Source organism: Sphaerisporangium sp. NBC_01403 (assembly GCF_045040145.1).
GTDB classification, from domain to species: Bacteria; Actinomycetota; Actinomycetes; order Streptosporangiales; family Streptosporangiaceae; genus Sphaerisporangium; species Sphaerisporangium viridialbum.
The window spans coordinates 5,843,418-5,866,394 of sequence record NZ_CP109534.1 but is presented as its reverse complement, the minus strand read 5'-3'; the positions used below and the strand labels follow the sequence as shown (position 1 = coordinate 5,866,394).

The following is a 22,977-nucleotide window of genomic DNA, read 5'->3' as shown; positions in this document are numbered from 1 at the left end:
GGATGTCGACGGCGCGAACGCCGTACAGCCCGGGTGCTTCGATCGAAGACCGGCGCTGCACATGACGGGGAGCCGGCATAACGGAGCCAGGCACCAGCGAGCCGACCGCGACGATACCGGTCGGCCGGCGAGTGCCTGAGCGTGTGCGACCACAGCACGGACGCGGGCGACGACCCAAGGAGGTCCCCCGTGGAGGGTGTCCACAGCACGGAAGCCGTGATCGACAACGGCTCATTCGGTACGCGTACCATCCGGTTCGAGACCGGGCGGCTCGCGCGCCAGGCGGCGGGAAGCTCCGTCGTCTACCTGGACGACGACACGATGGTCCTGTCCGCCACCACCGCGTCCAAGCATCCCAAGGAGAGCCTGGACTTCTTCCCGCTCACCGTGGATGTCGAGGAGCGGATGTACGCCGCGGGCCGGATCCCCGGTTCGTTCTTCCGCCGTGAGGGCCGGCCGTCCGAGGACGCCATCCTCACCTGCCGCCTGATCGACCGTCCGCTGCGCCCGTCCTTCGTCAAGGGCCTGCGCAACGAGGTCCAGGTCGTGGCGACGATCATGGCGCTCAACCCCGACCACCTGTACGACGTCGTGGCCATCAACGCCGCGAGCCTGTCGACGCAGCTGGCCGGCCTGCCCTTCTCCGGCCCGATCGGCGGCGTCCGCGTCGCGCTGATCAGCGGCCAGTGGGTGGCGTTCCCGACCCACTCGGAGCTGGAGGGCGCGACCTTCGACATGGTCGTCGCCGGCCGGGTCCTGGAGGACGGCGACGTCGCGATCATGATGGTCGAGGCCGAGTCGACCCGCGACACGCTCAAGCTGGTCAACGAGGGCGCGGTCGCTCCGACCGAGGAGACCGTTGCCGAGGGCCTGGAGGCGGCGAAGCCGTTCATCAAGGTGCTCGTCGAGGCGCAGAACAAGATCGCTCAGGTCGCCGCCAAGGAGACCGCGCAGTTCCCCGTCTTCCTCGACTACCAGGAGGACGTGTACGAGGCCGTCGCGGGCGCGGTGCGCAGCGAGCTGGCCTCCGCGCTGACGATCGCCGGCAAGAAGGAGCGCGAGGCCGAGCTCGACCGGGTCAAGGCTCTCGCGCTGGAGAAGCTGGGCCCCGACTTCGAGGGCCGCGAGAAGGAGATCTCCGCCGCCTTCCGCTCGCTGACCAAGAAGCTCATGCGCGAGCGCGTGATCAGCGAGGGCGTCCGCATCGACGGCCGCGGCACCAAGGACATCCGGCAGCTCAGCGCCGAGGTCCAGGTGGTCCCGAGGGTTCACGGGTCGGCCCTGTTCGAGCGCGGCGAGACCCAGATCCTGGGCATCACCACGCTGAACATGCTCCGCATGGAGCAGATGATCGACACGCTCAACCCCGAGCGCACCAAGCGCTACATGCACAACTACAACTTCCCGCCTTACTCCACCGGTGAGACCGGCCGCGTGGGCTCGCCCAAGCGCCGCGAGATCGGCCACGGCGCGCTCGCCGAGCGGGCGCTCGTGCCGGTGCTCCCGAGCCGCGAGGAGTTCCCGTACGCCATCCGCCAGGTGTCGGAGGCGCTGAGCTCCAACGGTTCGACCAGCATGGGCTCGGTCTGCGCCTCGACCATGGCGCTCCTGGACGCGGGTGTCCCGCTCAAGGAGATGGTCGCGGGCATCGCGATGGGCCTCATCGGCGAGGGCGGCCAGTTCGTCACGCTGACCGACATCCTCGGTGCCGAGGACGCCATGGGCGACATGGACTTCAAGGTCGCCGGCACGCGTGACGTCATCACGGCGCTGCAGCTCGACACCAAGCTCGACGGCATCCCGGCGTCGGTCCTGGCGGGCGCGCTCAAGCAGGCCAAGGCCGCCCGGCTCGCGATCCTCGACGTGATGCAGGAGGCGATCGACTCCCCGGCGGAGATGAACCCGACCGCGCCGCGCATCATCACGATCAAGGTCCCGGTCGACAAGATCGGCGAGGTCATCGGCCCGAAGGGCAAGATGATCAACCAGATCCAGGACGACACCGGCGCCGAGATCACGATCGAGGACGACGGCACGATCTACATCGGCGCGACCGACGGCCCGTCGGCCGAGGCCGCGCGCACGACGATCAACTCGATCGCGAACCCGCACATGCCGGAGATCGGCGAGCGCTACCTGGGCACGGTCGTCAAGATCGCGGCCTTCGGCGCGTTCGTCAGCCTGCTCCCCGGCAAGGACGGCCTGCTGCACGTCTCCCAGATCCGCAAGCTGCACGGCGGCAAGCGCATCGAGAACGTCGAGGACGTCATGAACGTCGGCGACAAGATCCAGGTGGAGATCGCCGAGATCGACTCGCGCGGCAAGCTCTCCCTGGTCCCCGTCGAGGTCATCGAGAAGGAGGCCGCGGCCAAGGCCGAGGGCGGTTCCGAAGCCGAGGGCGCGAGCCAGGCCGACTCCGAGCCGCGCGACGACCGCGGCGAGCGGAGCGACCGCGGCGACCGAGGCGGCGAGCGGCCGCGCCGGTCGCGCACCCGCGGTGGACGGGACGACCGCAACTCGTGACGACCACCACTCTGCACCCCGGCAGGGACGGTGCCGGGGTAGTGCAGCGCACCGTCCTTCCCGGTGGTCTCCGGGTGGTGACCGAGACCATGCCGACCGTGCGTTCCGTCGCGGTCGGCATGTGGGTCGGCATCGGATCACGTGACGAGGCCTCCGAGCACACGGGGGCCACCCACTTCCTTGAGCACCTGCTGTTCAAGGGCACTCCCACCCGCGACGCCCTGGAGATCTCCGCGGCGATCGAGGGCATCGGCGGCGAGATCAACGCGTTCACCGCCAAGGAGTACACCTGCTACTACGCGCGGGTGCTCGACGAGGACCTGCCGCTGGCCATCGACGTGCTGGCCGACGTCGTGACCTCCTCCCTGATCACCGCCGAGGACGTCGAGTCCGAGCGCGGCGTGATCCTGGAGGAGATCGCCATGCACGACGACGACCCGTCGGACGTCGTGCACGAGCAGTTCTCCGCGGAGCTGTACGGCGACACTCCCGTCGGGCGGCCCATCCTCGGGTCGGTCGAGTCGATCAACGAGCTGTCGCGCGAGCGCATCGCCGAGTACTACAAGAGCTACTACCGGCCGCCGCACACCGTGGTCTCGGTGTGCGGCAACATCACCCACGAGCGGGTCGTCGAACTGGTGGCCTCGGCCTACCAGCGCGCGGGCGCGCTCGGCGGTTCGGCCGCCCCCGTCCCGCCGCGTCTGTCCGGCGAGGGCGCCTCGCCGCGCTCCGGCGTGCGCGTGGTCGACCGGCCGACCGAGCAGGCCAATCTGGTCCTCGGCACCACCGCGTTCTCGCGTACGGACGACCGGCGCTTCGCCCTGGGCGTGCTCAACGCCGCCCTGGGCGGGGGCATGTCGTCCCGGCTTTTCCAGGAGATCCGCGAGAAGCGCGGCCTGGCCTACTCCGCGTACAGCTTCACGGCCCAGTACGCGGACACCGGCCAGTTCGGGATCTACGTGGGGTGCCTTCCCGCCAAGGTCGACGAGGTGCTGAAGATCTGCCGCGAGGAGATCAGCCGGGTCGTCGCGGAGAGCATCACCGAGGACGAGATCGGGCGCGGCAAGGGCCAGATGCGCGGCGGCCTCGTGCTCGGCCTGGAGGACACCGGCTCCCGCATGTCGCGCATCGGCAAGAGCGAGCTGGTGTACGACACGCTGATGCCGGTCGACGAGGTGCTGGCGCGCATCGACGCCGTCACCCCGGAGGAGGTCGACTCCGTGGCCAGGGAGATCCTCTCCCAGCCGATGACGCTGGCCGTCATCGGCCCGTACGGCGACAAGGACTTCGGCGCCTACGTCGGCTGACGGCCGCGACGTGACCAGGCCCGGGCCCCGCGAGGGGTCCGGGCCTTTCGTTCGCGCTACGCTTGGACGTCGTGATCAGGGTTGGAGTTCTGGGCGCCCGCGGGCGCGTCGGTGTCGAAGTCTGTAAGGCCGTCCACGCGGCGGACGACATGGAGCTGGTGGCGGCCGTCGACGCCGGCGATCCCATCGAGTCGCTGACCCCCGCCGAGGTGGTGGTCGACTTCACCCACCCCGACGTGGTCATGGACAACCTGAAGTGGTGCATCGAGCACGGCATCCACCCGGTGGTGGGCACGACCGGGTTCGACGCCGGCCGCCTCGCGACCGTGCGCGGCTGGCTCGCCGCTCACCCGGGCGTCAACGCCCTGATCGCCCCCAACTTCGGCATCGCGGCCGTGCTGATGATGCACTTCGCCCAGCAGGCCGCGCGCTACTTCGAGTCCGTCGAGATCGTCGAGCTGCACCACCCGAACAAGGCCGACGCACCCTCGGGCACGGCCCGGCGCACGGCCGAGCTGGTGGCCGAGGCGCGGCGCAAGGCGGGCCTCGGCGCCATGCCGGACGCCACGTCCTCCGAGCTCGACGGTGCCCGCGGGGCCGACGTCGACGGCGTGCGGGTCCACGGGGTGCGCCTGGCGGGCCTGATCGCCCACCAGGAGGTGCTGCTGGGCGGCGACGGCGAGATCCTGACGATCCGCCACGACACGATGAACCGCTCGTCGTTCACCCCTGGCGTGCTCCTCGGCGTGCGCCGCGTCCGCGAGCTTCCCGGCCTCACCGTGGGCCTGGAGAACCTTCTCGACCTCTGAAGCCCTGCCAGGTAAGGCCGGGCGGGCCCTGGAGGGGCTTTCGGGGGCCCGGGAGGTCCCTCAGTGCGCCTGCGGCCTAACGAGGCGGGCAGAGGATTTCAGAGGGCCAGCCCGATCGTGAACAGCAGGCCGAAGGCGAGCTGCAGGCGCCCGGTCTGCTGGAGCGTCGTGATCAGGGCGCGCCCGTCGCCCCCGCCCTGCACGGCCCTCACCGGTCCGAGCGCGAGGGGCAGCGCGAGCACGGTCAGCAGCGTGAACGGCCGTACGAACGCCAGGGCCAGCGCGATGGCGAACGGCAGCAGCAGGCAGGTGCTGTAGAGCACGCGGGTGCGGGTGTCGCCGAGCACCACCGCGAGCGTGCGCTTGCCCGCCGGGCCGTCGGTCGCGATGTCGCGCAGGTTGTTCACCACGAGCAGCGCGCAGGCCAGCAGCCCGACCGGCACGGCGGCGGCCACGGCGGGCCACGGGAGGCTCTCAAGCTGCACGTACGTCGTGCCGGTCACGGCCACCAGGCCGAAGAACACGAACACCGAGATCTCGCCGAGCGCGCGGTAGCCGTACGGGCGGGAGCCTCCGGTGTAGAACCACGCGGCGGCGATCGCCAGCGCGCCCACGAGCAGCAGCCACCAGGCCCCGGTCACCAGGACGAGCACCAGCCCCGCGACCGCCGCCAGCAGGAAGCACCCGAGCGCGGCCGTCAGCACCGACCGGGGAGCGGCCACCCGGGAGCCCACGAGCCTGAGCGGGCCCACGCGGTCCTCGTCGGTGCCGCGCACGCCGTCGCTGTAGTCGTTGGCGTAGTTGACGCCCACCTGGAGGATCAGCGCCACGAACAGGGCCAGCAGCGCTCGCCACCAGACCGCTCCGCCGTACGAGATCGCCACGCCCGTGCCCACGGCGACGGGGACCACCGCCGCGGGAAGGGTGCGGGGCCGTGCCCCCGCGAGCCACTGAGCGGGTGTCGCCAACGTCGCCCCTCTTCGGAAGATTCGGTCCCCGGCCCGGCCGTGGAGCGCTCGCTCCACGCTCTCCCGGGGGATTCGCGTATGCAGGGTATTTCATGGCCCGCCCGTGGCGCGGCCCGGGGCGCGCCCACGCCGAGGGGGCGGCCGGGCACCGCTCAGGTCAGCTGATGTCGGTGGTGAGGCGGATCATGCGGATCGGGCGGCCCATGTCGAGGACGCGCTCGGCCTCGTCGGGCCCCCACCCGGCGGAGGTCAGGAACCCCACCATCGCCTCGTCGTCGGCGAAGACCCAGGTGACCACGGTGGCGAAGCCGTCCTCGCGGAGGTGGTCGACGGTGGCGTTGAGCAGGCGGCTGCCGTGGCCCCGCCGGACGTGGTCGGGGTCGACGAGCATGGTGAGCAGCTCGGCCGTGGTCGAGGGGTCGAGGTCGGGGTCCTCGGCGGGGGCGTGCGAGGCCATGCCGACCACCCGCTGGCCGCCCGGCTCGCCGTGCCCGCTCGCCAGGGAGCTCAGGGCGTCCTCGGTCTCGACGGCGACCAGGAGGCGGTGCCGCGGCGAGGGCGGGGCCGTGACGGCCTCCTCCCACTGGCGATTCCACAGCTCCTCGGCCGACGGGCCGGTCATCTGCTCCAGAGGCCCCTCGGGCAGCAGATGGCGGTATCCGCTCTTCCAGGCCCGGATCTGGGTGGCCGTCACCGCTGGGACGTCCTCGCGCCGCGCGGCGCGCACCCCCACGTCTGCCATGTCGGCCGGCCCCCTTTCGTCTGTCCCACACCGTATCGGGGTTCGTCGCCCCCGAGGACACAGAGCCCTCGCGCCGGCGAGCTGGAACCCCATGACGTCCCTCAGGACGGACGTGGCGTGTCCTGCTGGCGCCTGGCGCGGTAGGCGCGCGTCTTCGTGCGGTTGCCGCAGATACGCATCGAACACCACGAGCGTGAACGGTTCTTGGACGAGTCGATGAACGCCCACTGGCAACCGTCCTCCGCGCAGACCTTGAGACGTGGCCAGTCGCCCCGGGCGTGCGCGTCGAGGACGGCCGCGGCCAGGAGCCCGAGGCCTCTGGTGGCCCCGGTGCTCAGGGGGTCGGACGCGGGCGCCCCGCCGGCGAGCGTGACCCGCATCGGCAGCGCCGTCAGCGCGGCGTCCAGCCCGGCGGTCATGGCCTGGCGGTCATCGCCCCGGGAGTGGTTGTGGCGCAGCGCCGACCTGAGCCCCTCGCGCAGGCCGATGGCGAGTGCCCAGTCGTCGTCCACGGCGCGGTCGGTCTCGGAGATCAGCCCGCGCTCCCGCAGCCAGACGGCGAGCTCGGCGGGGGAGGCCAGCTCGTCGGTGTCGCCCTCGACGTCGTAGGTGTTCACGAAGTCGCGGAGCAGCTCCGCCGGCCCGTCCATGTCACCACTGTAAGACAGTTGAGGGTTGCTCCAGAATCAACGACCACCGGTTTCGCGTGGGAGTGCGGGTCAGCGGCCCCTCGCCGCGAGCTGAGTGTCAAGGGCGGAGCCGAGGCGGCGCACGCCCTCCGCCAGCTCGGCGACGTGGGCCGCCGCGATGTGCGTCACCCGGATGTGGGGCGCGGGGGACTCGGCGGAGTGGTAGATCGTGCCCGGGCTCACCAGGACCCCCGCACGCTGGGCGCTCTCCACCAGGGCGGTCTCGTCCACCTCGCCGGGCAGCCGCACCCACAGGTGCAGGCCTCCCTCGGGCACGAGCCCGACCCGCGCGGACGGGAGGTGGCGCGCCAGCGCCGCCGCCAGCGCCTCGCGCCGCACGGTGAGCTCCGCCGTCACCGACACGCGGTGGCGCCGCCAGGCGGGGGAGCCGAGGAACTCCAGCGCGGTCTCCTGCAGCGGGCGGGCGACGAAGAACGACTCCACGACCTGCCCGGCCCGGAGGCGCCGCGCCGCCGGGCCGCGAGCGATCACGGCGGCCACCCGCATGCTCGGTGCCGTGACCTTGCTGAGCGAGTTGATGTGGATCACCGTGCCGTGGGTGTCCAGCGTGACCAGGGACGGCGGCACGGCGCCTGTGGTGAGGTAGCGCGCGTAGTCGTCCTCGATCACGAAGGCGCCCGCGGCGCGGGCGATGGCGAGGACCTGCTCGCGGCGTGAAGCCGAGAGCACGGCTCCTGTGGGGTTGTGCAGGGTCGGCTGGCAGAAGAAGACCCGCGCGCCCGTGACGGCGAACGCCTCGGCCAGCAGCTCGGGCCGCACCCCGTCGCGGTCGACGGGCACGGCCACCGTGCGCAGCCCCGCGGCGCGGGCCGAGGAGAGCGCTCCCGGATAGGTCGGGGTCTCGACCAGCATCGGCTCGCCCGGGGCGGCCAGGGCCCGGAAGGCGTGGGTCAGCGCCGACTGGCCGCCGCTGACGATCAGGACGTCCGCCTGGGTGACGCCGCCGCCCACCTCGTTGGCGAACCAGCGCCGCAGCTCGGCCAGCCCGTTCAGCGGCGGAAGCGCCCAGGCGTCCGGACGGCGCACGGCCCGCGCGGCGGCGCTCGCCAGGGCCTTGGACGGCCGAAGCCCGGGGTTGAGGTAGCCGCCGGTGAGCGGGATGACCCCCTCGGGCGGCGGGGTGAGCAGCCCGCTCACGGCCGAGTCGTCGACCCAGCGGTCTCCGAGCGACACCGTCTGCCACGACAGGTCGGGGGCGTCGCCGGCGCCCGCGGCGGGCAGGGCGGCGACGAAGGCGCCGCTGCCCGGCCGGGTGACCACCCTGCCCTCGGCGGCGAGCGCGGCGATGGCCCGCGACACCGTCACCGGGCTCACCCCGTGGCGCCGCGTCAGCTCGCGGCTGGACGGCAGGCGGGCGCCGGGTCTGAGCCTCTCGGCCTCCTCCCGCAGCAGCCCGGTGATGCGGACGATACTGCTATCGTCGTTCATGAGAAGGAAGAGTAGCGCTATCGTCCCCTCGGCAGTAGCGGTCACCGCCCCGGCCGGCGACGGGAACGGGGCTCCTGGCGGCGACACCGGCGGCACAAGGGCGGGCACCGGGGGCGCGAGGATTCGTGGTGGCGGCGGCGCGAGCGTCCGAGGCGGGCCGCGGGCCGGCACTCCCTGGCGGGGGACGCTGCTGGCGGGGCTCGGGGTCCTGTTCTTCTCCGGCACCTTCCCGGCCACCGCCTTCGCGATGCGCGGCTTCGATCCGTACCTCGTCGCGATCGGCAGGGCGGCGGTGGCCGCGCTCGTCGCGGGTCTGTGCCTGGTGATGGCCGGCGCCCCGTTGCTGCCGCCGCGCTCCCAGCTGAAGTCGTACGCGGTCATCGCGGTCACCGTGGTCTTCGGGTTCGCGCTGCTCAGCGGGCTCGCCCTGGATTCGGGGGCGAGCGTGTCGCACGCGGCCGTCGTCATCGGGCTGCTGCCCGCCGCCACCGCGGTCTGCGCCGTCCTGCGAGCGGGCGAGCGGGCTCGGCCGCTGTTCTGGGTGGCCGGCGCGGGCGGCGCGGTCTCCGTCACGGTCTTCACGCTCAGCAGGGGCGGCGGGCGCCTCGCCGTGGCGGACCTGCTGCTGGTGGCGGCCCTGGTCTGCGCCGCGGTGGGGTACACCGAGGGCGGGCGGCTCGCGCGGCACACGCCGGGGTGGCGGGTCATCTCGCATGCGCTGGTGGTCGCCGCGCCCGTCGCCGTGCCGGTGACGGTGTTCCTCGCCATGACGACGCCGCTGCGGCCGACCGGCGAGGCGGTGGCTGGGTTCGCCTACGTCGCGCTGGTGTCGGCCTTCCTGGGCTTCATCCCGTGGTACGCCGGGCTCGCCATGGGGGGCATCGCCCGCGCCGGGCAGACGCAACTGCTCCAGCCGCTTGTCTCGTTGCTGTGGGCCTGGCTGCTCCTGGCGGAGAAGCTGGAGGTCGCCACGGTGGCCGGAGCGCTCGCCGTGCTGGTCTGCGTGGCCGTCACCCAGCGCGCCCGCTCCTGACGGCGGCGTACGCGGGCGTGCACGCCTGACGCGATGCCGACCCGTGCGGATGGACGCCGGACGGGACGGGGTGGGTCAGGCGCCGATCGGGGCCGGATCGGTCAGGCGCCGATGGGGACGGAGTAGACGAGGCGGAAGCGGTCGCCGGGGACCACGATGTCGCTGGTCTCCACCGGCCGGTCGCCCGACCAGTGGGTGCGCTCGACGTGGAGGACGTGCACTCCGGTGGGCAGGTCGAGCAGATCGCTCTCGGTCGGCTGCGGCACCCGGGTGTGCACGCTCTCGCGAATGTCGGTGATCTTGATGCCCGCGGCGGACATGCGGGCCACGAGGCTCTTGCGGCCGTTGGTGCCCTCCTCGGGGAAGGACTGCGCCCTGCCGAGGTCGGCCGGCTCGTAGGAGGTGGCGAGCTGCATCGGCTTGCCCTCGGTGCGGAAGACGTAACGCGTGCGGATGACGGGGTCGCCCTCCTCGACGCGCAGCCGCCGGGCGGTCTCGCGCCCGGCCTTGATCGCCTCGCTGCGCCAGTCCCAGGTGGCGCGGTGGCCGCCCGCCTGCATGTCGGCGGCGAACGGAGCGTCGTGGTCGATGTAGCGGCATCGCTGCAGGGGATAGAGCACGGACTTCTCGCGGACATAGTGCCCCGAGCCGACCCTGCCGATGATCAGGCCTTCCGCGGCCAGGACGCGCAGCGCGTGCCTGGCGGCGGTCTCGCCGACTCTGAAGCGCTGGGTGAGCTGCGCTCGAGACGGAATGGGCGCGCCCGGCGGCAGCGTGCCGTCGACTATCTGCGCCCGCAACTCTTCGACCACACGGAGGTACACCGGGTCGTTACCAGTCATCCGTCCATCCCTCAGGGCGTTCGAGATCGTTTTCCTATCTTGCCGTAATCAAAGGACAGCGGGGAGTAATGAGGGACACTTGGAGTTCCAACTTTACCAAACGTGATTCTGTGACTACTTGCCGTGTCGAGGGAGGGGGAACGGTCCGGGAAGCCTATGGCGTATGGGCTTTCCACCTGCGGGGAAGCTCCGGCGGAGGGTCGGCACCCCGCCCGCGAAGCCGCCCCGGGGGGACCTCGCAGCCGGGTGCCCGGGAACGATCGGAAAATTCTCCCCAGAACCGTGTAACGCCCCCGTAAGCGGCTCCGATTGCATGGGTAGAGGTCGTCGATGTGTGTACCCCCGAGCACATATCGGCGGCCTCTATCCATATCCGACCATCTTCGGCGCAAGCGGTACATGCCCTAATTGCGTCCCCTCGCGCCGCGAACCGGGGTGGCGGGGTCCACCGTCTCCCCGGATCCAGGTACCGTTCGGTCTATGGCATCGCCAACAGGAACCTCCGACGCGCCCTTCGGTCGCATGCTGACCGCGATGGTCACGCCGTTCACGGCCGACGGTGCCCTCGACCTCGAGGGCGTCCAGCGCCTGGCCACCTACCTCGTGGACGAGCAACAGAACGACGGCCTGGTCGTGAGCGGCACGACGGGAGAGTCCGCCACCACCACCGACGCCGAGAAGGACATGATCCTCCGCGCCGTGGTCGAGGCCGTCGGCGACAGGGCCACCGTCGTGGCCGGGGCGGGCACCAACGACACCCGCCACTCGGCCGAGCTGGCGAAGGCCGCCGAGCGCGCGGGGGCACACGGGCTGCTCCTGGTGACGCCTTATTACAACAAGCCTCCGCAGGAAGGCCTCTACCGGCACTTCACGGCCGTCGCGGACGCCACCGGCCTGCCTGTGATGCTGTACGACATTCCGGGGCGCACCGGCATGGCCATCGAGACCGAGACGCTGGTGCGCCTCGCCGCCCACCCGCGCATCGTGGCCGTGAAGGACGCCAAGGGCGATCTCTTCGCGGGCGCCCAGGTGATGGCCGCGACCGACCTGGTCTTCTACTCCGGGGACGACACCGTCAACCTGCCCTGGCTGTCGGTCGGCGCCGCCGGTTTCGTGAGCGTGGCGGGCCACGTGGTCGGGGCCGAGCTCGCCTCCATGATCCATATGTACACCTCGGGCCATGTCGAGGGGGCGCGAGCGGTCAACCGGCGCCTGCTCCCCGTGGTCACCGGCATCATGACCCGCACCCAGGGTGCGATCATGTCGAAGGCGGCACTCGGCCTGCTCGGCAGGCCGGTGGGCCCTATGCGCCTGCCCCTGGTGGACGCCACCCGCGAGCAGATAGCGGTCCTGAGAGAGGACCTCGTCGCGGGCGGCGTGAAGTTGTCCGACTGACGTGCCGCGCGCCGTGCGTACGGCGCGCGAGAATTGTCTGGCTTGCCCGTCGTCCGTGTGACGTGAACGGCGGAGAACGATCCGAATGAGTCGCCGCGGGCTGAACGCGGCGGGGAGGAAACAGAGAGTTTGAGAGAGAGACACAGCGATCTCGGCCCGCGACGTGCCGCACGGCTCGGCGAGGGAGCCGTGCGCGAGCGGCGGGCCGGCATTCACGGGGGTAGAGCATGAGTCATCCGCATCCCGAGCTCGGACCTCCTCCGGCCCTGCCGGAGCACGGCCTGCGCATCGTCGCACTGGGCGGGCTCGGTGAGATCGGCCGCAACATGGCGGTCTTCGAGTTCGACGGCCGCCTGCTGGTCGTCGACTGCGGAGTGCTGTTCCCGGAGCCCGACCAGCCGGGCGTGGACCTGATCCTGCCCGACTTCGACTACATCAGGGACCGTCTCGACGACATCGAGGCGGTAGTGCTGACGCACGCCCACGAGGACCACATCGGCGCCGTGCCGTACCTCCTGCGTGAGCGGGCCAATATCCCCCTGGTGGGGTCGCGGCTGACGCTCGGGCTGATCGAGAGCAAGCTCACCGAGCACCGCATCCAGCCGGTCAAGGTGGAGGTGGCCGAGGGGCAGAGGCAGCGGTTCGGGCCGTTCGAGTGCGAGTTCTTCGCGGTCAACCACTCCATTCCGGACGCCCTGGCCGTCGCGATCAGGACCGCGGCCGGCATCGTGCTGCACACCGGCGACTTCAAGATGGACCAGCTGCCGCTCGACGGCCGCCTCACCGACCTCGGCGGCTTCGCCAGGCTCGGCTCCGAGGGCGTCGACCTGCTGATGTCCGACTCGACCAACTCCGAGGTGCCCGGCTTCGTGCCGAGCGAGCGCACCATCAGCCCGGTGATCGACGAGGTCTTCCGCAGCGCGACCAAGCGCATCATCGTCGCGTGCTTCGCCTCGCACGTGCACCGCGTGCAGCAGATCTTCGACGCCGCCGAGGAGAACGGCCGCAAGGTCGCGCTCATCGGGCGCTCGATGGTCCGCAACATGGGCGTCGCCAGGGACCTCGGCTACCTCAGGGTGCCGCCGGGGATCCTCGTCGACTCCCGCGAGATCGAGGAGTGGCCGCCGGAGGACGTCGTGCTGATCTGCACGGGGTCGCAGGGCGAGCCCATGGCGGCGCTGTCGCGCATGGCCAACCGCGACCACCCGATCCGCGTCGCCGAGGGGGACACCGTCCTGCTGGCGTCCTCGCTGGTGCCCGGCAACGAGACGGCCGTCAACAAGGTCATCAACGGGCTCACCCGCTGGGGCGCCCGGGTGATCCACAAGGGCAACGCGCTGGTGCACGTCTCCGGCCACGCGGCCGCGGGCGAGCTTCTGTACGTCCTGAACCTCACGAAGCCGTCCAACTTCATGCCGGTGCACGGCGAGTGGCGTCACATGCGCGCCCACGCCAAGCTCGCGGCGATGACCGGCGTGCCCGACGACCACATCGTCATCGCCGAGGACGGCGTGGTGGTCGACCTGGTCGACGGCCGGGCGCGCATCGTGGGCGCGGTGCAGTGCGGCTACGTCTACGTCGACGGCTCCTCGGTGGGCGCCGTCACCGACGTCGCGCTGAAGGACCGGCGCATCCTCGGGGACGAGGGGTTCATCTCCGTCGTCGTCGTGGTCGACTCGACGACCGGCAAGGTGAGCGGCGGCCCGGAGGTCTACGCGCGCGGGTCCGGCATCGAGATCGAGGCGTTCGACGCGGTCATCCCGCTGATCGAGAAGGCGCTCCAGGAGGCCGGGGCCGACGGGGTGGCCGACCTCCAGCAGATGCGCCGGCTGACGCGCCGCATCGTCGGGCGCTGGGTCAGCGACACCTACCGCCGCCGGCCCATGATTATTCCGGTGGTCGTGGAGGTCTGACCGGGCGTAGGTTTCCGTGCTGGAGCACTTCAGCCACGCACGAGGAGCCGCATGCGCGCGAAACGAGCTGATCGCCGGTGAGCGTCCAGGCCCGCGGGGCGGACATCACCGGCACAGCGGTCGACATCGTCTACACCAAGTTCGACGGATCACTCCACTGGCACCACGGGGCACGGCTGCTGGGGGAGGACGAGCACGGCGTATGGACCGGCTGCCCGGCCGGCACCAGCGGCAGCAGGGGGAGCGAGCCGCCGGTCGTCTGGCAGCAGCCCTTCGTCATGCTGTTCCCGCGTGAGGTCTGGTGGACCGCCACCTTCAACGGCATGCCGAGCAAGGCGTCGGTCTACTGCGACATCACGACCGTCCCCCAGTGGCGGGACGGGCAGGTGACCATGGTCGACCTCGATCTCGACGTGATCCGGATGCGCGACGGGCGTGTCCTGCTCGACGACGAGGACGAGTTCGCCGAGCACCAGGTCCGCTACTCCTATCCCGCGGAGGTGATCGCCCAGGCGGAGCGGTCCGCCGCCTGGCTGATGACCGCCGTCCAGGATCACGCGCCCCCGTTCTCGGGGGCGCACGAGCGCTGGCTGGCCGAGGTCGGCTGAACCCCAGGTACGACTCCCGTGGACCGTCACGCCGTTCGCGGCGTGACGGTCCACGGGAGGGGTGTCAGCGCAGGCGTCCCGCGCCCGCCAGGAGCGGCACCGTGAGGGGCACCAGCACCGCCGGGTCGACCTTGGTGTGCAAGGTGGGGGTCCAGCCGACGTCGCCGGTGAGGTCGGGGTCGTGGGTGGCGTTGTGGGCCGAAAGGATGTCGACCCGGCGTGTGGTGGCCCCGCTGGTCACGAGCGTGCCGGTGGCGTGGATCGCGGTGCCGCCCCAGTTGTAGATGATCTGGTCCGCGCCGACGCCCTGGCCGAGGCGGAAGTAGTTCTCCTCGGCGTAGACCTTCGACTGCACGCCGACCCCGAAGCTGTAGACGTACCCGGCGCCCGCGGGGACGTTGTAGAAGTTGTCGTACACGTGCACCTGGCCGAACCTCACGCGCGGCGCCCGCTGGAGGATCGTGTCGAACACGTTGTGGTGCACGGTCACGTTGAGCTTGCCCGAGTCGGTGGCCGGGTTGTTGGTGGAGCCGATCAGCATGGTCTTGTCGTGGCCGGCGAAGCGGTTCCACGACACCGTGGCCAGGTTCGACCCATTGGTGATGTCCAGCTCGCCGTCGTGCACCTGGTACGGCCGCCCGAAGTACAGCGGCTGCGCGGAGTCGGGGTTGGCGCCGTCGTCGAAGCTGTTGTGGTCGGCCCAGACGTGCGTGGATCCGGTGACCGAGATGTTGTCGTAGAGCGAGTTCCAGTTGCCCTCGTCGCCGTCGGTGGGATCCCACTGGGGGAAGCAGTCGTAGGCGTCCTGGAACGCGATGTTCCTGATGATGACGTTGTCGGCCTTGTCGACGTGCAGGTTGAGGCCCTTGATCACGGCGTGGCCCAGCCCGGCGATGGTGGTGTTGGAGCCGACCTTCGGCCTGATGCGGGCGGTCTGCCTGGCGGACGAGGCGGCGCGCGCGTCCTCCAGCGGCCCGGAGGGCTCGGTGTCACGGCCCCACACCGCCGGGTCGTACGCCGCGAGGTAGGCCGGGAGGGTGTATCCGTCCACCGCGTAGTCGTCGCAGCCGAGCTTGGCGCCGGTGTCGTCGGTGTTGCCGTCGATGACGCCCTTCACATAGATGATCTTCGGCGTCGCGTCCCCTCCGGCGAGGGCGGCGACCAGCTCCTTGCGGTTCGTCACCGTGTAGACGTGGGCGTCGTCGGCCGCGGAGCCGCCGGTCGTGCCGGTGGTCGCGGCGGCCCATCCGTCGTTGGCGGGCAGCGTGCGCCGCCCCAGCGGCACCGCGCCCCCGGTCGAGGCCGAGGCCGGGACGGGGACGGTCGCGAGCGCCGCCGCGCACAGGCCTGAGGCGAGCACGGCCGTCGTTCTCAGAAGTGTTCTCATGGGGGGTACCTCCTGGGTCAGGGAGGCTCCCGCTCTGGCCGAGGGAGGGCCTCCAGGGGGTAGGGGCCCGTGCGGCGCGTCGCCGCAGGGTCCCGGTGGGCGCCTCCCCGAGGCGCGGCGCCCAGGTTCGTGGGTCAGCGTTCCTCGATCACCTCAAGGGCGCGCTCGATCAGCTCCGCGAGCCGCTTGACCTGTTCGGGGGCGGGCTCGGTGAGCGGGACGCGCGCGGGGCCCACGTCCAGGCCGCGCAGCCGCACGCCCGCCTTGACGAGCGACACGGCGAACCCGGAGCCCTGGCGGCGCAGCTCGACCAGCGGCCGGTAGAACTCGTCGATCAGCACGTCCACCGTCGCGTCGTCGCCGCCGAGCAGGGCCCGGTGGAAGGCCATCGCGACGGTGGGCACGAAGCAGAAGACCGCCGAGGAGTAGCGGGTGACGCCGAGCCCCCGGTAGGCGAGCGCCGACATCTCCGCCGTCGGCAGCCCGTTGAAGTAGAGCAGCTCGCCGGAGGCCGAGCGGACGGCGCTGATGGTGCGCTGGAGCAGGTCGAGGTCGCCGTACCCGTCCTTGAAGCCCACGATGCGGGGATGGCGGGCGAGGGCGGCCACGGTGTCCGGCTCGAAGACGGCGTTGTCGCGCTGGTAGAGGATGACGGGCAGCCCGGTGGCGTCGGCCAGCGTCTCGTAGTGGCGGCGCAGCCCCTCCTGGTCGGGCTGGACCAGGTAGGGCGGCAGGGCGAGCAGCCCGTCGGCCCCCGCGGCCTCGGCGGCGGCGGAGAACCGTGACGCCAGCGCCGTCCCGTACCCCGTGCCGGCCACGACGGGCACGCGCCCGGCGCTCTCCTCGACGGCGGCGGCGACGCAGGCCGTGTAGTCGTCCAGGTCCAGCGAGGGGAACTCGCCCGTGCCGCAGCAGGCGAACACCGCGCCGCACCCCGCGGCGACGCCGTCGCGCACGTGGCGGCGGAAGGCGTCGAGGTTCAGCCGCTCCCGGTCGTCGCACGGTGTGACGGGGAAGAACAGCAGCCCGTCGAGCCGATCCACCAGCGCAGTCATGCGGTCCTCTCTCGTGTACACATTCAAGAACTGTATTCACGTATATGAACACAAGGAACGTATGACCGAGAGACCCCGCCAGTCAAGGGAGCGGCGGAAACGCGCGGGCCACCCCTTCGAAATGCTTTGGTTACCTGGCGAAGGGTTGACAGTCCGCGTGCCCCGTTCCTACGTTGACGGCGCGTACACGAGTGTGAACGTCATTCAAGAATGTGTCACGTCGCCGATGGAACGGAGATCGAGGTGGCTCTGGCCAGGACACCCCAGGCGAGGGGGCGCCCACGGGCCCTGCGCTGGGCCCCGTACCTGCTGATCTCGCCGACTGTGCTGCTGATCGCGGTGTTCCTCGTCTACCCCATCGGCAGCGTCCTGTACTACAGCTTGCGGCACTACAACCTGACGAAACCATGGGCCAACGGCTTCGCCGGCCTGGACAACTTCAAGGAGATGCTGTTCCAGGACCCGCTGTTCTGGTCCAGCCTGGGCTTCACCGCCAAATGGGTGGTCGTGGAGATCGTTCTCCAGCTCCTCCTCGGCCTCGCCCTGGCGCTGATGGTGAATGAAAGTTTCATCGGCCGGGGCCTGGCACGCTCGATGGTCTTCTCGCCGTGGGCGGTCTCCGGAGTGCTCACCACGGGCATCTGGATCCTGCTCTACAACCCCACCACCGGCATCGTGCGCTACCTCGGCGCCCCCGAGGCGGCCGTGCTGGGCAATCCGGACACCGTCTTCGGCGCGGTGGTCATCACCGAGCTGTGGCGGGGCGTGCCGTTCTTCGCGATCCTGCTGCTCGCCGGCCTGCAGGGCATCCCCGGCGAGCTGTACGAGGCGGCGTCGGTCGACGGGGCCGGTCGTACGCGCCGCTTCTTCCACGTCACGCTCCCGCACCTGCGGGACGCCATCGTGCTCGCAACGCTGCTGCGCTCTGTCTGGGAGTTCAACAACGTCGACCTGATCTACACGCTGACGGGCGGCGGCCCGGCGCAGGTCACGACCACGCTGCCCCTGTACGTGGCCCAGCGCGCGATCGACTCCAAGGACTTCGGGTACGGCTCCGCGCTCACGACCGCCGGGTTCGTGATCCTGCTGTTCTGCTCGCTCCTCTACCTCCGGCTGAGCCGGTTCGGCGCGGACCACAAGGGATGAGGGAGGGTTCCATGGCAACCGAGGTCATCGCGCGGCGCCCCGCCCACGCGCGCGCCGGCGCCGCCCCCGGCTCGCGCCGCAAGGACCGGGGCAGGGTGCTCCGCCTGTACGTCCCGCTGGTGCTCTACCTGGTCTTCACGCTGATCCCGTTCTACTGGATGATCGTCTTCGCGCTGCGGCCCACGGGGTCCACCGCGCCGGTGCCGTGGCCGATCACCTTCGAGCACTTCGACACCGTCTGGAATGACATCGGCTACGCCGTCTTCTTCAAGAACAGCGTGATCGTCGGCGTGCTGTCGCTGTTCTTCACGACGGTGGTCGCCCTCATGGGCGGGTACGCGCTGGCGCGGTTCCGCTTCCGCGGCCGCACGTTCTTCATGATCGCCCTGCTGTGCACGCAGTTCATCCCCGGCGCCATGATGCTGATCCCCCTGTTCACCATCTTCAGGGGGCTTGGGCTCATCAACTCCCTGTGGAGCCTGGTGGTCGCCGACACGGTGTTCAACCTGCCGCTGTCGATCATCCTGATGAGCGGGTTCATCACCGCGGTGCCCTTCCAGGTGGAGGAGGCGGCGCTGGTCGACGGCTGCACACGGACCCGGGCGTTCTTCGCGGTCGTGCTCCCGCAGCTCCGGCCCGGGCTCATCGCCGTGGGCTCGTTCGCCTTCATCCACACCTGGAACAACTTCCTGTTCGCGCTGATGTTCATCAGCAGGCAGGACAACTTCACGATCCCCGTCGGCCTCAGCTACACCATCGGCGAGTACAGCGCCGACTTCGGGGCCCTGGCGGCGGGTGGCGTGGTAGCGGCCATACCCGTCGTCTGCGTGTTCGCAGTGATTCAGCGCTATCTGGTGTCCGGCATCAGCGCCGGCGCCGTGAAGGGATAGCACCCCCCGCCTGGAGGACACCACCCATGAGAACCATCACGAAGGTCCGCGCGGCCGGCCTCGCCGTCCTCGCCCTGTCCGTGACCGCGACGGCCTGCGGGTCGGACTCCGCGAGCGGGGGACCGGACAAGACGACGATCACCTTCTGGGACAACAACGGAGGCGTGCGCACGCCGGTCTACCAGGAGCTGATCAAGCGGTTCGAGAAGGCGAACCCCACGATCCACGTCGAGTACGTCGGCATCCCCATCGCCTCCGTGCAGCAGAAGTACGACACCTCGGTCGCGGGCGGCGAGACGCCCGACGTCGGCGGCGTGACCACCAGCTACCTCGCCAACCTCACCGGCCAGCAGGCGCTCGAACCCGCCGACGGCTGGCTGGCCAAGAGCCCCGTGAACGGCAAGCTGCTCGACAGCATGCTCACCTCCATCAGGCAGACCACCCCGGACGGCAAGCTCTACCTGGTGCCGGCGACCTCCAACCTCGACGTCGTCTGGTACCAGAAGGAGAAGCTGGCCGCGGCGGGGGTCGAGGCGCCGAAGACCTGGGATGAGTTCTTCACGGCCGTGGAGAAGCTGACCAAGGCCCCCGACCAGTACGGCTGGACGATCCGCGGCGGCGCGGGCTCGATCTTCCAGCTCCTGGCCGAGGCCTACGCGTACTCCGGGGTCACCGAGTTCTTCGACGCCTCGGGCAAGAGCACGGTGAACGACCCGAAGAACGTCGAGCTGGTCACCAAGATCGCCGCGCTGTACAAGAAGGACACCCCCGAGGCCGACGTCACCAACGACTTCCCGAAGATGGTGGCCCAGTTCACCAGCGGCAAGGTCGCGATGATGCACCACAACCTCGGGTCCTACAACGACCACGTGAAGGCGTTCGGCGCGGACAAGATCGACGCGTTCCCGATGCCCGTGGGGGCGTCGGGCAAGCGCACCATCGTGGCCAACCCGGTCGACGGCTTCGCCGTGTTCAAGAACAGCGAGCACAAGGACGCGGCCTGGAAGTTCGTGGACTTCCTGGTCTCCAAGGAGAGCAACGGCTACTGGAACCAGCAGACCGGCCAGATCCCGGCGAACAAGGACGCCCAGGCGGACTCGTGGCTCAGCGAGCGGCCGTACCTCAAGAACGCCGTCGAGGTGCTCAGCGACCCGGCCACGGCGGTCGTCTCCCCGCCGTACTACCTGCCGCAGTTCTCCTCGGTCACCAAGGCCGACACCGAGCCGCTGTTCCAGAAGGTGCTCCTCGGTCAGATGAAGCCGCAGGAGTTCCTGGACACGATGGCCCAGAAGCTCACCGAGGCGCAGGCCGAGTGGAAGCAGTCCCACTCCTAGCCGGCCGGGGGCCGGGGCCCGCGCGCACCACCTGACCGTGGGCGCCGGTCCCGGCCCCCGCCGGGCACGTACGGAAAGGCAGTCACCGAAGGAGAGGAGCGTCATGGCCGTCATCGAGCGGGTCACCGTCACGGTGTTCACGACCGTCACGAGGTCGGTGGTGGACGGGCACGGGCACCGGCATCCCGGGCCGCCCCGGGAGGTCACCGAGGCCCTGCTGGAGATCACCGACAGCGACGGCGCCAAGGGCTACTGCCTGGGGCAGGCCGAGACGCTCAGGGACAGCATGATCCAAGCCCATGTGCGCCCGGTGCTCACCGGGCAGGACGGCCTCGACCGCGAGCGCCTATGGCACGCGATCGCGCGGCGCCAGCGCGGCGCGCAGGGCAACCTCACCGACCGTCTGCTCAGCGCCGTGGACCAGGCGCTGTGGGACCTCGCGGGCCGCAAGCTGGGCCTCCCGGTCTGGAAGCTGCTCGGCGGCGCGCGTTCCACGATCCCCGCGTACGCCAGCACCATGTGCGGCGACGACATCCCGGGCGGCCTGGCGTCGTTCGCCGACTACGCGGACTTCGCCAAGGACCTGGTCGCGCGGGGCTACCGCGGCATCAAGCTGCATACCTGGATGCCCCCGATGCCGCACGGCGTCGACCTGGACATCAAGGCCTGCCAGGTCGTGCGCGAGGCGGTCGGCCCCGACGTCGCGCTGATGCTCGACAGCAACCACTGGTACAGCCGCACGGAGGCGCTCAGGCTCGGCCGGGCGCTCGACGAGCTGGACTTCGCCTGGTACGAGGAGCCGATGGAGGAGGCGTCGGTCCAGTCGTACAAATGGCTGGCCGACCAGCTCGCGACCCCGATCCTCGGCCCGGAGACCTCCTGGGGCAAGCACATGGCGCGGGGGGAGTGGGTGGCGGCGGGCGCGTGCGACATCCTTCGCGTCGGCGTGGTCGGCTCGGGCGGAGTCATCCCGGCGCTGAAGGCCGTGCACACGGCCGAGTCGTTCGGCATGGGTTGTGAGATCCACGGCAACGGCTCGGGGGCGCTGGCGGTCATCGGGGCGACCCTGTGCGGCCAGTGGTACGAGCGCGGTCTGCTCCACCCGCATTCGGACTACGACGATCCCCCGCCGCACCTCCGCTCGATCATCGACCCGCTGGACGAGTCGGGGAACGTCGCGCTGCCCACGCGGCCGGGACTCGGCGACGATCTTGACTTGGACCACATCGCCGCCCATACGGTGGCGACATGGTGAAAAACATTCTGGTGACCGGTGCCGCGGGGCGCATCGGCGCGTGCCTGACCAGTGGGCTCCCCGAGTACGGTCACACGCTGAGGCTGCTGGACAGGACTCCCATCAACAACACGGACAGCAGCCACCATGAAGTGATTTGTGGTGATATTTCGGACCCAGCGGTGCTGGAGCAGGCCATGAAGGGGATCACGGCCGTCGTCCACCTGGCCGGCATCCCCTCGACCTCCGCGACCTTCGAGGAGCTGCTCACGGCCAACATCGAGGGCACCTACCGCGTCTTCGAGGCCGCCAGGCGGGCCGGGGTCGAGCGCGTCGTCTACGCCAGCAGCAACCACTCCGTGGGCTTCACGCCGCGCGGGGAGCTCGTGCCGGCGGACACCCCCGTGGCCCCCGACTCGCACTACGGCGTCTCCAAGGCCTACGGCGAGGCGCTCGGCCGCTACTACTCCGACAGGTACGGCATGCGGGTGGCGGCCCTGCGCATCGGCACTTTCGACCGGCGCCCGCCGAACGCCCGCGCGCTGGCCACCTGGATCAGCCCGGGTGACATGGTGCGGCTCGTCCACGCGTGCCTGACGGCGCCGGACCTGACGTACGCCCCGGTCTGGGGCGTCTCGGCCAACACCCGCGCCTGGTGGGACCCCGCCCAGGGGGCGGCGCTCGGGTACGAGCCGAGGGACGACGCCGAGGTGTACGCGGCGGAGTTCCCCGAGCTGGACCACGCCGATCCGGAGTACGCCTGGGTGGGCGGTCGCGTCATCGAGGAATGACCGGCGACAATGGAGGTACCGTGCCGCAGGGAGGACGCACATGACCGAGCAGGGAACCGCGGTGCCGCACGTCAAGTCCGCCGTGCGGACCGTGGAGCTGCTCGACTTCTTCGCCCAATACCCTGGCCTGCACAGCCTCTCCGACCTGCAGGGCAAGCTCGGCTACCCCAAGAGCAGCCTCCACGCGCTGCTCCGCACGCTGGTGGGCCTCGGGTGGATCGAGACCGACGTCACGGGCACGCTCTACCGCATCGGCATGCGCGCGCTGCTGGTCGGCGCCACCTACATCGACGGCGACCCGGTGGTCCAGATCGCGCGCGACGCGCTCGACTGGCTCGCCGAGGTCACCGGCGAGACCGTCCACCTCGCCCGGCTCGACCACTTCGACGTCGTCTACCTCGCGACCCGGGCCTCCCGCCACTACCTGCGGCCCTTCACCAGGGTCGGCCGCCGCCTCCCCGCCAGCACAACCTCGCTCGGCAAGGCGATCCTCGCCACGCGCGACGACGCCGCGGTGTCGCGCCTGCTCCCCGCCGAGCTGCCGAGACTCACCAAGAACACCATCGTCGACCAGGGCCAGCTCATCGCCGACCTGCGCCGCATCCGCAAGCGGGGTTACTCCATCGACCGCGAGGAGAACACCGAGGGCCTGCGCTGCTTCGGCGTCGCGCTCGACATCGCCTACCCGCCCCGCGACGCCGTCAGCGTCTCGGTGCCCATCCCCCGGCTGACGGCCGGCCGCGACAAGGAGATCGCGGCCTGCCTGCTGGAGGCGCGCGACCGCATCGAGGTCGCCGCCCGCGGCGTCCGCCGCACGTACTGAAGACCCGTCCCGCCTCGGCTTGACCTCCCCATGCCTGAA

At 70.8% G+C, this 22,977-nt stretch carries 20 protein-coding genes; 13 read left to right on the top strand and 7 right to left on the bottom strand.

Annotated features, from left to right (window positions below):
- The first annotated feature begins 189 nt into the window (after window positions 1-189).
- The 3 genes from OG589_RS26100 (at window position 190) to dapB (ending at window position 4,639) form a co-directional block, all read left to right on the top strand.
- Window positions 190-2,523, top strand: a complete 2,334-nt coding sequence (locus OG589_RS26100) for a polyribonucleotide nucleotidyltransferase (protein ID WP_405140416.1) — start codon at window positions 190-192, stop codon at window positions 2,521-2,523.
- Window positions 2,520-3,830 carry a M16 family metallopeptidase gene (locus OG589_RS26095; protein WP_405140415.1) on the top strand — a complete coding sequence of 437 codons (1,311 nt, stop codon included), beginning with the start codon at window positions 2,520-2,522 and terminating at the stop codon, window positions 3,828-3,830. The genes OG589_RS26100 and OG589_RS26095 overlap by 4 nt, the downstream gene beginning before the upstream one ends.
- Window positions 3,831-3,901: 71 nt before the next feature.
- A complete protein-coding gene (dapB, locus tag OG589_RS26090) occupies window positions 3,902-4,639 on the top strand; it encodes a 4-hydroxy-tetrahydrodipicolinate reductase (RefSeq protein WP_405140413.1) in 738 nt (245 codons plus the stop codon).
- 98 nt (window positions 4,640-4,737) lie between these two features.
- Here the strand turns inward: dapB and OG589_RS26085 are convergent, their stop codons facing one another.
- The 4 genes from OG589_RS26085 to OG589_RS26070 form a co-directional block, all read right to left on the bottom strand.
- Window positions 4,738-5,607 (bottom strand): 1,4-dihydroxy-2-naphthoate polyprenyltransferase, encoded by an 870-nt coding sequence (locus OG589_RS26085; RefSeq protein WP_405140412.1) that lies wholly within the window; start codon window positions 5,605-5,607, stop codon window positions 4,738-4,740.
- Between the two features lie 157 nt (window positions 5,608-5,764).
- Window positions 5,765-6,349, bottom strand: coding sequence for a GNAT family N-acetyltransferase (locus tag OG589_RS26080; RefSeq protein ID WP_405140410.1), 585 nt, complete (start codon window positions 6,347-6,349; stop codon window positions 5,765-5,767).
- Window positions 6,350-6,450: 101 nt separating this feature from the next.
- Window positions 6,451-6,999 carry a CGNR zinc finger domain-containing protein gene (locus OG589_RS26075; RefSeq protein WP_405140409.1) on the bottom strand — a complete coding sequence of 183 codons (549 nt, stop codon included), beginning with the start codon at window positions 6,997-6,999 and terminating at the stop codon, window positions 6,451-6,453.
- 69 nt (window positions 7,000-7,068) lie between these two features.
- Entirely contained in the window at window positions 7,069-8,487 is a 1,419-nt protein-coding gene (locus OG589_RS26070) for a PLP-dependent aminotransferase family protein (RefSeq protein ID WP_405140408.1), read from the bottom strand.
- On the opposite strand from OG589_RS26070, the gene OG589_RS26065 reads away from it, so the two are divergent.
- Entirely contained in the window at window positions 8,486-9,520 is a 1,035-nt protein-coding gene (locus OG589_RS26065) for a DMT family transporter (protein WP_405140407.1), read from the top strand. The genes OG589_RS26070 and OG589_RS26065 overlap by 2 nt on opposite strands.
- A 101-nt stretch (window positions 9,521-9,621) precedes the next feature.
- Here OG589_RS26065 and OG589_RS26060 read toward each other — a convergent pair whose 3' ends face one another.
- The gene (locus OG589_RS26060; RefSeq protein ID WP_405140405.1) at window positions 9,622-10,362 is read right to left on the bottom strand and encodes a GntR family transcriptional regulator; all 741 of its coding nucleotides are present in this window, start codon (window positions 10,360-10,362) and stop codon (window positions 9,622-9,624) included.
- A gap of 480 nt (window positions 10,363-10,842) precedes the next feature.
- Between OG589_RS26060 and dapA the strand changes: the two genes are divergently transcribed.
- The 3 genes from dapA (at window position 10,843) to OG589_RS26045 (ending at window position 14,278) form a co-directional block, all read left to right on the top strand.
- Window positions 10,843-11,757: a 4-hydroxy-tetrahydrodipicolinate synthase gene (gene dapA, locus OG589_RS26055; RefSeq protein WP_405140404.1), complete on the top strand. Its 915-nt coding sequence runs from the start codon at window positions 10,843-10,845 to the stop codon at window positions 11,755-11,757.
- 227 nt (window positions 11,758-11,984) lie between these two features.
- On the top strand, window positions 11,985-13,670 hold the full coding sequence (locus OG589_RS26050; RefSeq protein WP_405140403.1) for a ribonuclease J: 1,686 nt from the start codon (window positions 11,985-11,987) through the stop codon (window positions 13,668-13,670).
- A gap of 77 nt (window positions 13,671-13,747) precedes the next feature.
- Entirely contained in the window at window positions 13,748-14,278 is a 531-nt protein-coding gene (locus tag OG589_RS26045) for a DUF402 domain-containing protein (RefSeq protein ID WP_405140401.1), read from the top strand.
- Between the two features lie 64 nt (window positions 14,279-14,342).
- On the opposite strand, the gene OG589_RS26040 is transcribed toward OG589_RS26045, so the two are convergent.
- Both OG589_RS26040 and OG589_RS26035 read right to left on the bottom strand, forming a co-directional pair.
- Window positions 14,343-15,665 (bottom strand): polysaccharide lyase family 1 protein, encoded by a 1,323-nt coding sequence (locus OG589_RS26040; RefSeq protein WP_405140400.1) that lies wholly within the window; start codon window positions 15,663-15,665, stop codon window positions 14,343-14,345.
- 134 nt (window positions 15,666-15,799) lie between these two features.
- Window positions 15,800-16,720: a 5-dehydro-4-deoxyglucarate dehydratase gene (locus OG589_RS26035; RefSeq protein ID WP_405140399.1), complete on the bottom strand. Its 921-nt coding sequence runs from the start codon at window positions 16,718-16,720 to the stop codon at window positions 15,800-15,802.
- 243 nt (window positions 16,721-16,963) lie between these two features.
- Here OG589_RS26035 and OG589_RS26030 point away from each other — a divergent pair, with 243 nt between their 5' ends.
- The 6 genes from OG589_RS26030 (at window position 16,964) to OG589_RS26005 (ending at window position 22,938) form a co-directional block, all read left to right on the top strand.
- A complete protein-coding gene (locus OG589_RS26030) occupies window positions 16,964-17,866 on the top strand; it encodes a carbohydrate ABC transporter permease (RefSeq protein WP_405140397.1) in 903 nt (300 codons plus the stop codon).
- A gap of 11 nt (window positions 17,867-17,877) precedes the next feature.
- Complete coding sequence (locus OG589_RS26025) at window positions 17,878-18,756, top strand: carbohydrate ABC transporter permease (protein WP_405140395.1); 879 nt, start codon at window positions 17,878-17,880, stop codon at window positions 18,754-18,756.
- Window positions 18,757-18,782: 26 nt separating this feature from the next.
- Window positions 18,783-20,090 carry an ABC transporter substrate-binding protein gene (locus tag OG589_RS26020; protein ID WP_405140394.1) on the top strand — a complete coding sequence of 436 codons (1,308 nt, stop codon included), beginning with the start codon at window positions 18,783-18,785 and terminating at the stop codon, window positions 20,088-20,090.
- Window positions 20,091-20,193: 103 nt separating this feature from the next.
- Window positions 20,194-21,345, top strand: coding sequence for an enolase C-terminal domain-like protein (locus tag OG589_RS26015; protein WP_405140393.1), 1,152 nt, complete (start codon window positions 20,194-20,196; stop codon window positions 21,343-21,345).
- On the top strand, window positions 21,339-22,115 hold the full coding sequence (locus OG589_RS26010) for an NAD-dependent epimerase/dehydratase family protein (RefSeq protein ID WP_405140391.1): 777 nt from the start codon (window positions 21,339-21,341) through the stop codon (window positions 22,113-22,115). The genes OG589_RS26015 and OG589_RS26010 overlap by 7 nt, the downstream gene beginning before the upstream one ends.
- Window positions 22,116-22,155: 40 nt before the next feature.
- The gene (locus OG589_RS26005) at window positions 22,156-22,938 is read left to right on the top strand and encodes an IclR family transcriptional regulator (RefSeq protein WP_405140389.1); all 783 of its coding nucleotides are present in this window, start codon (window positions 22,156-22,158) and stop codon (window positions 22,936-22,938) included.
- Window positions 22,939-22,977 lie beyond the last annotated feature (39 nt).